The 13,002-nt window shown below is 31.2% G+C and carries 9 protein-coding genes; 3 read left to right on the top strand and 6 right to left on the bottom strand.

The window, feature by feature from the left end:
• Positions 1 to 12: 12 nt before the first annotated feature.
• On the bottom strand, positions 13 to 2,502 hold the full coding sequence (gene gyrA / locus EV195_RS10790; RefSeq protein WP_132794969.1) for a DNA gyrase subunit A: 2,490 nt from the start codon (positions 2,500 to 2,502) through the stop codon (positions 13 to 15).
• 299 nt (positions 2,503 to 2,801) lie between these two features.
• Here gyrA and EV195_RS10785 point away from each other — a divergent pair, with 299 nt between their 5' ends.
• The 3 genes from EV195_RS10785 (at position 2,802) to EV195_RS10775 (ending at position 8,779) form a co-directional block, all read left to right on the top strand.
• Complete coding sequence (locus EV195_RS10785; RefSeq protein WP_132794968.1) at positions 2,802 to 5,363, top strand: ATP-dependent Clp protease ATP-binding subunit; 2,562 nt, start codon at positions 2,802 to 2,804, stop codon at positions 5,361 to 5,363.
• 126 nt (positions 5,364 to 5,489) lie between these two features.
• Positions 5,490 to 7,139, top strand: a complete 1,650-nt coding sequence (locus EV195_RS10780; RefSeq protein ID WP_165915719.1) for an ArnT family glycosyltransferase — start codon at positions 5,490 to 5,492, stop codon at positions 7,137 to 7,139.
• Complete coding sequence (locus tag EV195_RS10775; protein ID WP_132794966.1) at positions 7,136 to 8,779, top strand: ArnT family glycosyltransferase; 1,644 nt, start codon at positions 7,136 to 7,138, stop codon at positions 8,777 to 8,779. Before EV195_RS10780 ends, EV195_RS10775 begins: the two co-directional genes overlap by 4 nt.
• Here the strand turns inward: EV195_RS10775 and EV195_RS10770 are convergent.
• The 5 genes from EV195_RS10770 to EV195_RS10750 form a co-directional block, all read right to left on the bottom strand.
• On the bottom strand, positions 8,771 to 9,358 hold the full coding sequence (locus EV195_RS10770; RefSeq protein ID WP_132794965.1) for a phosphatase PAP2 family protein: 588 nt from the start codon (positions 9,356 to 9,358) through the stop codon (positions 8,771 to 8,773). The genes EV195_RS10775 and EV195_RS10770 overlap by 9 nt on opposite strands.
• Positions 9,348 to 10,391, bottom strand: coding sequence for a peptidylprolyl isomerase (locus tag EV195_RS10765; protein WP_132794964.1), 1,044 nt, complete (start codon positions 10,389 to 10,391; stop codon positions 9,348 to 9,350). The genes EV195_RS10770 and EV195_RS10765 overlap by 11 nt, the downstream gene beginning before the upstream one ends.
• Positions 10,392 to 10,459: 68 nt before the next feature.
• Positions 10,460 to 11,251, bottom strand: a complete 792-nt coding sequence (locus tag EV195_RS10760) for an FKBP-type peptidyl-prolyl cis-trans isomerase (protein WP_132794963.1) — start codon at positions 11,249 to 11,251, stop codon at positions 10,460 to 10,462.
• Entirely contained in the window at positions 11,238 to 11,783 is a 546-nt protein-coding gene (gene gldI, locus EV195_RS10755) for a gliding motility-associated peptidyl-prolyl isomerase GldI (protein WP_165915718.1), read from the bottom strand. The genes EV195_RS10760 and gldI overlap by 14 nt, the downstream gene beginning before the upstream one ends.
• On the bottom strand, positions 11,773 to 12,801 hold the full coding sequence (locus tag EV195_RS10750) for a DHH family phosphoesterase (protein ID WP_132794961.1): 1,029 nt from the start codon (positions 12,799 to 12,801) through the stop codon (positions 11,773 to 11,775). Before EV195_RS10750 ends, gldI begins: the two co-directional genes overlap by 11 nt.
• Positions 12,802 to 13,002: the final 201 nt, after the last annotated feature.

Below are 13,002 nucleotides of genomic sequence, written 5' to 3'. Positions count from 1 at the left end.
AATAATGTATTCTTAATTTACACTAGTTTCGTTTTCAATTTCCGTGCCATTTTCTTCATCTTCCTCTTCATGCATTACTTTTGCAACAGCAGCTATGCTATCATTACCTTTTATATTGATAAGCTTCACTCCTTGTGTTGCTCTACCCATAACTCTAAGGTCTTCAACTGCCATTCTTATAGTAATTCCAGATTTATTGATAATCATTAAATCATTAGAATCGTCTACATTTTTTATCGCTACCAAATTACCTGTTTTTTCTGAAATATTCAATGTTTTCACACCTTTTCCTCCACGATTGGTAATTCTGTAATCTTCTAACTTTGAACGCTTACCGTATCCTTTTTCAGAAACTACTAAAATATTGCTTTCCATATCGTTTACAGATACCATTCCAATTACTTCATCATCGTCATTTTGTAGTGTAATACCTCGAACCCCAGAAGCTGTTCTACCCATAGGTCTTGTTTTTTCTTCCTCGAATCGAATAGCCTTACCAGAACGCAATGCTAACATTACTTGACTATCTCCAGTAGTTAATTTAGCCTCTAGTAACTCATCATCTTCCTTAATAGTAATTGCATTAATACCATTAGCTCTTGGTCTAGAATATTGCTCTAAAGGTGTCTTCTTTACTTTACCTTTTTTAGTAGCCATGATTACATAATGATTGTTGATATATTCTTCATCATTTAAATCATCTGTAACTAAAAATGCTTTTACTTTATCATCTTGCTCAATGTTCATAAGGTTTTGAATCGCCCTTCCTTTGGTGTTTTTACCTCCTTCAGGAATTTCAAAAACTCTCATCCAAAAAACTTTACCTTTTTGCGTAAAGAATAACATGTGTTGGTGATTCGTGCCAACGAATAAATGCTCTAAGAAATCTTCATTACGAGTTGTTACTCCTTTTTGACCTCTTCCTCCTCTATTCTGAACTTTATACTCATCTAGGTTTGTTCTCTTAATATACCCAGCATGAGAAATAGTAACCACTACTTTAGAGTTAGGTATCATGTCTTCGATACGCATGTCTCCACCTGCATACTCTATTACCGAACGGCGCTCATCTCCATATTTATCACGAACTTCTATCAATTCATCTTTGATAATCTGATAACGTCTTGGTTCATTTGCAAGTATATCTTTTAAATCAGCTATTGTTTTTATAATCTCATCATACTCAACTCTTAACTTATCTTGTTCCAGACCAGTTAACTGACGTAAACGCATTTCAACAATTGCCTTAGCTTGAATTTCTGTTAATTCGAAACGTTTAATTAAGCTCTCACGCGCTTCATCAGCATTAGCAGATGCTCTGATGATAGCAATTACTTCATCAATATTATCTGAAGCAATAATCAAACCTTCTAAGATGTGAGCTCTAGCTTCTGCTTTTTTAAGTTCATATTCAGTTCTTCTTACAATAACCTCATGTCTATGCTCAACAAAATAGTGTATTAACTGCTTTAAATTAAGCTGTTGTGGACGCCCATTTACTAAAGCAATATTATTTACACTAAAAGAAGTTTGTAATTGAGTATACTTAAACAACTTGTTAAGTACAATATTAGGAATCGCATCTCGCTTTAAAACATATACTATACGCATTCCTTTTCTATCAGACTCGTCTCGTATACTTGCTATTCCTTCTAACTTTTTTTCGTTAACTAAATCAGCAGTTTTTTTAATCATCTCTGCCTTGTTAACTTGATATGGAATTTCAGTTACAATAATACATTCACGACCTTTTACTTCTTCAATAGTCGCTTTGGCACGCATAACTATTCGTCCGCGTCCTGTATGAAATGCATCTCTTACACCATCATATCCATATATAATACCTCCTGTTGGAAAATCAGGAGCCTTGATGTGTTGCATTAACTCATCAATCTCTATTTCTCTATTATCAATGTAAGCTACGGTACCGTTAATAACTTCTGTTAAATTATGTGGCGCCATGTTTGTAGCCATACCTACCGCAATACCAGAAGCTCCGTTTACTAATAAGTTTGGTATTCTAGTTGGTAATACTGTTGGCTCATGTAAAGTATCATCAAAATTTAACTTATGATCTACAGTTTCTTTCTCAATATCAGAAAGCATTTCTTCTGATATCTTTTGCATTCTAACCTCTGTATAACGCATAGCTGCGGGACTATCTCCATCAACAGAACCAAAGTTTCCTTGACCGTCAATCATCATATAACGCATGCTCCAATCTTGAGCCATACGCACCATAGAATCGTATACAGAAGTATCACCATGCGGGTGATATTTACCTAATACCTCTCCTACTACTCTTGCCGATTTTTTATATGCTCCTGTAGATTTTATTCCCAACTCATGCATACCAAATAAAACCCTTCTGTGAACTGGTTTTAAACCATCTCTTACATCAGGTAAAGCTCTAGAAACAATTACCGACATTGAATAATCAATGTAAGCAGATTTCATTTGCTCTTCGATATTAATTGGAATTAACTTTTCCCCGTCTGCCATATATCTCTATTTAAATCATTAATACTCATTTCGTTAAAAAAGTGAATTTTAGCACTAAAATTCACTTCCTCTAAATACAAGTTTGTATTTACTGTTACAAACAGTGCAAGATATCATTTTAAGCACAAACACCCAAGTTTTCGAGTTTCAATTTCACTTAATTTATCAACAATAGCGTAAGGTTTTTCAACATCTTTCTACTTAGTACCTAAACTGTCTTTTTGTCGTGTTGTTTTACTGGCATCGTTTTTGTATTTTTTTTTAAAATTCTTAGTAACTTTACAACAAAGAAATTATTTATGGACGAAAATTTTTCACCAGGAGTTAGAGATGTAATTACTTTCAGCAAAGAAGAAGCCTTAAGATTAGGGCACGACTTTATTGGAACTGAACATCTTCTGCTTGGTTTAATTAGAAAAGGAGACGGAAAAGCAATAGAAATTTTAACCACTTTTGATATAGATTTAGATTTAGTTAGAAATAAATTAGAAAAATTAAATCCTACTTCATCTCTAATTGAAGCGAATCAAAAGAAAAATTTGCATTTAACCCGTCAGGCTGAAAAAGCTATTAAAACTACATTTTTAGAAGCTAAATTATATCAAAGTGACGCAATAGATACTGCACATTTACTTCTTTGTATTTTGAGAAATGAAAATGACCCTACTACAAAACTTTTACAAAAGTATGATGTAGACTACGATCAAGCTAAAGCTTTATACAAAGAATTAAATATAGACGATGGTAGTTTACCTATCAATCCAATAGCAGAGAATACCGACGATGAATTCTCTGAAGAAAAAGGACCTTACGGGCAACAACAACCATCTCAGAGAGGAAAAACAAACAAAAAATCAAAAACACCTGTTCTTGATAATTTTGGTAGAGATTTAACTGATTTAGCAGAAAACGGTAAGCTAGACCCTGTTGTTGGTCGATTAAAAGAAATTGAAAGAGTTTCTCAAATATTAAGCCGTAGAAAGAAAAACAACCCAATGTTAATTGGGGAACCAGGAGTTGGTAAATCCGCAATTGCTGAAGGTTTGGCTTTACGAATTGTAAACAGAAAGGTTTCTAGAATTCTTTTTGATAAACGAATCATTTCACTTGATTTAGCAAGTTTAGTTGCAGGAACTAAATATAGAGGTCAGTTTGAAGAGCGAATGAAAGCACTTATGAATGAACTGGAAAAGAATGACGATATTATTCTTTTTATTGATGAGATTCATACAATCGTTGGTGCAGGAGGCGCAACTGGTTCTTTAGACGCTTCAAACATGTTAAAACCTGCGTTAGCTCGTGGGGAAATTCAATGTATTGGTGCAACAACTTTAGATGAATATAGAACCAATATTGAGAAAGATGGTGCCTTAGAGCGTCGTTTTCAAAAAGTAATGGTAGATCCTACTACTGTTGAAGAAACCATTCAAATTCTGCACAACATTAAAGGTAAATATGAAGCACACCATAATGTTGAGTTTACAGATGAAGCTATTGAAGCTTGTGTAAAACTTACCAATAGATATATGACAGATCGTTTTCTTCCAGACAAAGCTATTGATGCTCTTGATGAAGCAGGATCTAGAATTCATATAACAAACATTGTTGTTCCTCAACAAATTTTAGAATTAGAATCTAAACTTGAAGAAATAAGAGAACGCAAAACAAAAGCTGTTAGCGGACAAAAATATGAAGAAGCTGCGAAGCTGCGTGACGATGAAAAAAACCTAGAAGCAGCTTTAGATTCAGCTCAAAATCAATGGGAAGAGGATTCTAAACTACACAGAGAAACAGTAACTGAAGATAATGTTGCTGAAGTAGTTTCTATGATGACTGGTATTCCTGTTAACAGAGTTGCTGAAGCTGAAAGCCATAGATTAGCTGAACTACCTACTTCAATTCAAGGTAAAGTAATTGGACAAAGTGAAGCGGTAACCAAAGTTGTTAAAGCAATTCAACGTAATAGAGTTGGATTAAAAGACCCTAACAAACCTATTGGATCATTTATTTTCTTAGGTTCAACAGGGGTTGGTAAAACTCAACTTGCTAAAGTTTTAGCTAGAGAACTTTTTGATTCTGATGAATCTTTAATCAGAATTGATATGAGTGAATACATGGAAAAATTCGCCATCTCTCGTTTAATTGGAGCACCTCCTGGATATGTTGGTTATGAGGAAGGAGGACAATTAACAGAAAAAGTTAGACGTAAGCCTTACTCTGTTGTGCTGTTAGATGAAATTGAAAAAGCGCATCCTGATGTGTTTAATATGCTTTTACAAATTTTAGATGATGGTCATATTACAGATAGTTTAGGAAGAAAAATAGACTTTAGAAACACTATTATTATCATGACTTCCAATATTGGTGTTCGTAAGCTTAAAGATTTTGGAGGCGGAGTTGGTTTTGGTACTCAGGCAAAAAAAGAGCAAGAAGACGCACATGCAAGAGGAATTATTGAAAGTGCTTTAAAAAAATCGTTTGCACCTGAGTTTTTAAACCGAATAGATGATGTTATTATCTTTAATTCTTTAGAAAGAGAAGATATCCACAGAATTATTGATATTGAGCTTAAAAAGCTACTAGATAGAATTTCTGATTTAGGTTACAACTTAAATTTATCTGACAAAGCAAAAGATTATATTGCTGATAAAGGTTTTGACAAACAATATGGTGCTAGACCTCTAAAAAGAGCTATTCAAAAATATATTGAGGATGCCTTAGCCCAGGAAATAGTGAATGCAAAGCTTGATGAAGGCGATTCAATATTTATGGATTTAGACGACGAAAGCAAGAAGCTAACCATAAAAATTGAAAAAGGTCAGAAGCCTGCCGAGACACGAACAGAATACGACGAAGAATAATTATTTTAAAAACCGAGTTTAACAACTCGGTTTTTTTATACCTAATTACAACTGGACTTTAACAATTCTATTCTTAACTAAAAAAAGTAGCATTAATATTTCATGTTATTTCATAGCTTTGCTCTAATGAAATCAATATTTAACTCGCGCTACTTTTTTTTATTCTTTGGAATAGCTCTTTTTTTCGTAAACATTATTCAAGGCTTTACTACTGAGTTAATTTCGGATGAAGCTTATTACTGGACTTATAGTAATGAGTTAAGTTGGGGATATTTTGATCACCCTCCAATGGTAGCTATTTGGATTGCAATTTCAAAATTATTCTTTTCATCAGGAGAATTAAGCGTTCGGTTTTTTTCTTCCATAACATTACCCTTAACATTCTATATAGTATGGTTATTAATAAATAATCCAGTAAAAAAAGATTATAAATGGCTTTTCATTTTATTGGTACTAACCACTTCTTTATTTAATGTTTACGGTTTTATAACAGTACCAGACACTCCTTTAATGTTTTTTATAGCTTTATTTTTATTTGGTTATCAAAAATACATAAAAGAAAAAACTACAGTTAGCTATCTAGTATTGGCTGTATCTATGGCTTGTATGATGTATAGCAAATACCAGTCTGTATTGGTAATTGGTTTTGTTCTATTATCGAATTTAAAAGCTTTAAAAGATGGTAAGATTTGGCTCACCGCCTTACTTACAATTGCTCTATTTTCTCCTCACCTGATATGGCAATTTGAAAATGATTTTCCCTCTTTTAAATACCACTTATTTGAAAGAAAAGAAAATACCGTTTATAGATTTAGAGATACTTATATGCATATTATTAACATCATTGTTATCATTGGTTTTACTTTTCCAATTGTGTATAAGGCTTTTTTAAAAAACCTAAAAAACAACGACTTATTTCAAAAAGCTCTAAATTTTATTGTTATAGGATTTATAGGATTTTTCTTTATCAGCACATTCAAAACACATGCTCAAGCTCAATGGATAGTTCCAATTTCTATTCCTTTAATTATAATTCCTTTTAATTATCTAATTAAAAATAAGAAGGATTTAAAGTTATTTAAAACACTCGCAATTATAACTTTAGTTGTTACCACTTTTTTACGATTTGCAATGGCTATTGATGGTTTATTGCCAAAACAATTTGAAATGCACGGAAACAAAAAGTGGACTCAAGCTCTACACAAAAAACTTAACAATAAGACTCCATTATTTTATAATTCTTATCAGAACACCTCTTTATATTGGTTTTACACAGGAGAGAGACCTTACCAACTTAACTCTTGGAGTAGTAGAAAAAACCAGTATGATTTATACGATTTCAATAAAGAATACAACATTTCTAACCCAGTATTAATTGGAGGTAACAAAAGAAGCTTTACTAATGATTCTTTACCAAAAAAGAACAAAGGAAAAATTTATTATAAAAATATTAATGGTAGCTATTATAAAAACAGTCAACTTACTTTAGACTTTGCTGACAACCTCTACTTAGAAAAGAATACTAAGAATATTATTTCTGTTGAAATTCTAAAACCTCAAAAAAGCACAATAGAATCACTTCAAATTGCTGTTGCTTTAAGGGACGGAAAACACAAAAAAGTTTTTCCTGCAAAATTAATAAACCAAAATGTTGAGTTTGTATTACCAGCATTCGACAATACATTTAACCCTAACAAAATTCAAATAATAGGGACTTCTAATTTAGAAGTTGACTTTATTCGTTTAAGCCCTGTTAAAAACTTTACAACCAAATGACCAAAAACAAATCATTACTAATCCTAAGTATATTAATTATTTGTATAACCATTCTAGGTTTACCGTTAGATATGATGCCTCCTGACGCTGCTTTGTATGCATCAATAGCTAAAACAATGCACTTGAATAACGATTTTATTAATTTGTATTCGTTAGGAACTGATTGGTTAGACAAACCTCATTTACCTTTTTGGTTAACAGCTTTATCCTTCAAAATTTTTGGGGTTAGTAATTTTGCGTATAAATTACCAGGTGTATTAGTTTTTTTTCTTGGAGTTTGGGCTACCTATAAGTTTACAAAAGAAAATTACAATAAAGAAACAGCGGTGATTGCTGCTATAATTTTAGCAACATCTTTACATAGTGTAATTTCTAATTTTGATGTCAGAGCAGAACCTTACTTAACAGGTTTTATTATGGCTAGTTTATATTGGTTTTACAAATATATTCAGCAAAAAAAAATAAGTGATTTACTACTAGCGAGTTTATTCTGCGCTTTTGCTGTAATGACTAAAGGAATATTTGCAATTATACCTTTAGTTGCTGCTTTAGGAGGACATTTTATAATCACAAAAAGCTGGAAAGAGTTGTTTAATCCAATGTGGTTAGTCGCTTTGGGTTTTATAACGCTGTTTATAGTTCCTGAACTTTATACTTTATATGTTCAATTTGATGCACATCCAGAAAAAATTGTCTTTGGAGAAACTAATGTTTCCGGTATTAAATTCTTTTTATGGGATAGTCAATTTGGTCGTTTTTTTAATACGGGACCAATAAAAGGTCATGGTGATGTTTTCTTTTTTATCCATACTATTTTGTGGGCATTTTTACCATGGTCGATTTTATTTTATATCGCTTCCTTTTTAAAAATCAAACGAAACAGTAAAAAAGTAAATACAAATGAAGAGTTCTATACACTCTTCGGAACTTTAGCTACTATTTTAGTATTCTCATTAAGTAAATTTCAATTAGCACATTATACAAATATTGTGTTTCCATTTATGGCTGTCTTAACTGCTGATTTTATTGTTTCCTTAAAAAGCAAGTATCAAAACCTACTTAAAACCTATTCAATTACGCAATATATTTTAATAGGCATATCGATAGTAGCCGTAATTGCTCTTAGCATTGTTATGAAACCTGAATTTAATTTCTGGATTTTACCAATCTTTATTCTTTGTATTATAGCCCTATATTTAGTAGTGAAGAATCAACAAGAAAAGACAAAACGTATTTTATATTTTTCTGCTATTTCTTTTTGCTTTTTATATGGGTTTATGCTAACTCACTTTTACCCAACACTATTTAAATATCAAGGTGGTGTTCATGCAGCTAGATATATTAACAATCATGATTTTAAATCAATTAGCATGCTTACTAATAATAGTCATAATTTTGGATTTGAGTTTTACTGTAACAAACCAATAAATAGAATAACTATTGAAGAGTTAAGCAATTCTAAAAATAGCGTTTTATATGCAAACGAAAAAGATCTTGAATTACTAACAAAAAAGAATACTAGCTTCGAAATACTAAAAGAATTTGATTACTATAGAATTACAAAGCTCAAAGGAAAATTTATCAATAAAAACTCTCGAGAAAAGACCTTAGGAAAAAAATATCTAATACAACTAAACTAAGCTTTCTTTAAATACTCTTTGATAGAGAAAACTATATAGCTTATAAAATAAAAATCCAAATAACATACCTGAAAGATAACCAACAGAGATATCGCCAGGATAATGTACACCTAAGTAAACTCTACTATACCCAAAAACCATTGGGAACAATAATAGGGAGTAAATAAATTTAAACTTACTTCTCAATAACAAAATTATAAAGACAGAAAATGTTGTTGACAAAGATGCATGTCCTGACCAAAAACTATATCCTCTAGGTTTATAACTGAATTGTCTTAAATATTCTTGTAAATAAGCTGTATTACAAGGACGAATTCTTTCGGTGGTGTTTTTTATCAAGTTTGTAAACTGATCAGAAAAAGCAACCATAACTGCTATAAAAAACAATGAAAATAGCGTCTTTTTAAGTCCGAATCTAAGATAAATTAAAATTAAAATAATAACGAAAAGAGGAATCCAATTGAACTGATTAGTGATAGTTAACCAAAAAGAATCCCACTTTTCATTACCTAAATTATTTAAGAAAATTAATAAATCAGCATCATTTGATCTGATTGTGTCTAAAAAACTATTTTCCAACTTTTAATATTTCTATTTCAAAAATTAAATCTGTATTCGGTTTAATAACAGGTAAACGACCTACTTCACCATACCCTAAATAACTCGGAATAAACAAACGTGCTTTTTCTCCTTCATACATCATAGAAGCACCTTCTTTCCATCCTGCTATTAATGGATAATTAGGATCATTAATTGTAAAAGTAAATGCTTTATTTTGATCTAAACTAGAAGCAATTTTATTACCTAAATCATCATACAAAGTATAATGTACAGTAGTAGGTACATCTGGATTTACTTTTTCTCCAGTTCCTTTTTGAAGTTGTAAAAAGTGTAATCCAGAGCTTGTTACTTGAGAGCTATAATAATCCATTTCTTTACGAACTTTCTCTTTAGCAACAGCTATTTTTCTTTTACGTTCTTTTTTACGCTCTTCTGCATTTTCTAATTCTTGTAAAAAAACATTAGGTGCATTGAACTCTTTCGCCGATTGCCCAACTCTGATAATATCTACTTTGTTGATTACATCATTTTGCAAAATTGTATCCACTACATTCTGACCGTAAGTTACTTTTCCAAAAACTGAATGCTTTCCATCCAACCAAGGTGTAGCCTTGTGTGTAATAAAAAATTGAGAAGAGTTTGTCGCTGGTCCTGCATTTGCCATTGATAACACTCCTTCAGAATCGTGTTTATAAATTAATTGTCCTTGTTCATTTAATGGAAATTCATCATCAAAACTATATCCAAGACGACCTCCTCCTTTTGGTTGTCCAGCTTGAATCATAAAATCTTTAATCACTCTGTGAAATTTCACTCCCTCATAAAAAGGCTTTCCTTTCAAAGAATCTAACAAATTGGGATTATTCCCCTCTGCAAGAGAAACAAAATTCGCAACTGTCATTGGAACAATATCAGCATGCAACTTAATTAGTATATCCCCTTTATTAGTTTGAATATCTGCGTACAATCCCTCTGCTAAATCTGGGTATTTTACAGTTTTACAAGACACTATTAAAACTGAAATAGCGACAATTAATTTAACTATTTTCATAAATTGTATTTAAAACGAAACAAAAAGCACCAACATAAGTTGATGCTTTTAAGTTACATTATTTTTTATTAATGATCTTTGTGGTCTTCTCCACTATGATCTGTATGTCCATCTGCAGATGGCTTTGCAGTTGATTTAACTTCTAATAATTCTACTTCAAAAACTAATGTAGAAAAAGGCTTTATTTGTGGCATTCTACCTTGGAAACCATACGCTAAATCTTGAGGAATGAAAAACTTAAACTTAGCTCCTTCTTTCATTAACTGTAAACCTTCTGTCCATCCTTTGATTACTTGAGTTACTCCGAATTCAGACGGTGTATCTCTTTCTACCGAACTATCAAAAACTTTACCATCGATTAAAGTCCCATGGTAATGCACTTTTACATAATCAGCTATCTTAGGAGATGGTCCGTTACCTTCTTTTAAAACAATATATTGTAATCCGCTTTCAGTAGTTACAACTCCTTCATTATTTTTATTTTCTGCTAAGAAATCTTCATTTGCTTTTTTATAATCTGCATGCTCTTCCTCTGCTTTCTTTTGCATCTCTTTTTGTCTTCTTTCCATATCTTCCATTTGTTTCTTTTGGAAATATGTTCTGATGATTTGAGTAGCTTCTTCTATATTAATTAAAATATTAGTAGAGTCTGCACCGTTATAAAATCCTTGTACATATAAATCTGGATCAAGCTCCTTTGCATTTTGATCTGCACGCATTCTAATTCCAGTATTTAAACCTAAAGCATAACTTACAGAATCTAACTCAGTATCTAAACTTTTTTTAGCTTCAAATTGTTTATTACAAGATACAACTGCTAGTCCTAAAGCAGTAATTACCAAAAACTTATTTAATTTCATTATTCGGTTTTTTAATTTCTATTAATGTTACTATACTCTTTAATGTTTGATTCATTCCAATTCTATTCCCATCTCCAGTTACTCCATAAGCCCTGTAAGAAGGAATCACAAATGTAATAGTTTCTCCCTTTTTCATCAACTTTATTCCATCTCGTAATCCTGGAACAAAATCTTCTTTATCAATGGTGTACTTTCTAGTTTGAAAATCATAAATCACTTCATTATTTAGGGAAGTAATATTATAATTTAAAGTAACCTCATCCCCTTTTACAGGAGTAGAACTCAATACAGTATCTTGTTTTTGATAAGCATACCAAAAACCATTGGCAGAAGATTTATACTCAGTTATAGTATCTTTACTTAAATGCGACAGAATTTTTTGAGTTTCCAATGCATTCATCTTTTTATTTTGCTCAACTACTTCCTTATAGAAATTTTTAGTTGATTGTTGTTTAGGTCTTCTAGCTTCTAATTCTTTGCAACCAAAAACACCTATTACTACAATGATATAAATGTATACTCTATTCTTCATAAGAAACCAGTAAATCTTCTTTATAATTTGGTAATAATGATCTGAATTCATCTACTGTTTCTTCCATAGTATATGTAGACCTTCCTCCTGCTGCATTGTCATGTCCTCCTCCATTAAAATATGATCGTGCAAATTTATTTACAGAAAAACTTCCTTTAGACCTAAAGGATATTTTAATTATACCTTGTTCTAAATCTTCAATAAAAATAGCTGCAAATACAATGTTTTTTAAAGATAAGGCATAATTTACAACACCTTCTGTATCTCCTTTTTCATAATTGTATTTATTTTTCTCTTCTTGAGAAAGTGTTATAAAAGCTGTTTTATACTCTGGTAAAACTTGTAAATTACTTAAGGCTTGACCTAGTAACTGTAATCTACTAAACGAGTTTGCATCATATACTTTACTGTGAATTTTATCATTTTCAGCACCTCGATCAATTAAATCTGCAATGATTCTATGAGTAGTACTTGTGGTCGATCTAAATCTAAAAGAACCTGTATCTGTCATAATACCAGTATATAAACAAGTAGCGATGTTTCTTTCAATCAAATTCAAGTCTCCCATCATTTCAATAAAAGTATATACCATTTGACAAGTTGAACAGATTTCTGTGTCTGAATACATGTATTCAAAATCATCAGGTTGCTGATGATGGTCTATCAATGCAAAATGATTTTCATACTTCTCTAATGTGTTTTGCATATCATCTCCTACTCTGTGCAATGCATTAAAATCTAATAAAAAAACAATATCAGATTTCTTTAACGCTTTTACAGATTGATTATTTTGCCTATCGAAACGATATACAGATTCAACCCCAGGAATCCAATGCAAAAAATCAGGAAATTCATTAGGCATCAACACCTGTGCTTTATGACCTTTAAAATCAAGATAATGCTTTAATCCAAGTGTAGATCCAACAGCGTCACCATCAGGATTTTTGTGGCCAATAATTACAATGTTTCGTGGCGTTTCTAAATACGCTTTAAGTGCTTCAAAGTTCTTTAAAATCATAAAGGGCGAATATACAATTTAATATTCTTTTGACTAAATATTATCAAAAATGTTAATTATTAACAATTAGCTTATTAAAATCATCACTAACCAATAAGAAATCATACATTTAAACTCCTTCAACTCCCTCATATAATAAGTCAAATTTATGATGAAAAAAATGTTCTATTATACACTTAACTTGTTAGTAACATTAAAAAA

It is taken from the genome of Tenacibaculum skagerrakense, from assembly GCF_004345825.1.
In the GTDB taxonomy this organism is placed as follows: domain Bacteria; phylum Bacteroidota; class Bacteroidia; order Flavobacteriales; family Flavobacteriaceae; genus Polaribacter; species Polaribacter skagerrakensis.
Note: the sequence above shows the minus strand (reverse complement) of the source record. Positions and strands in the feature narration are given on the sequence as shown.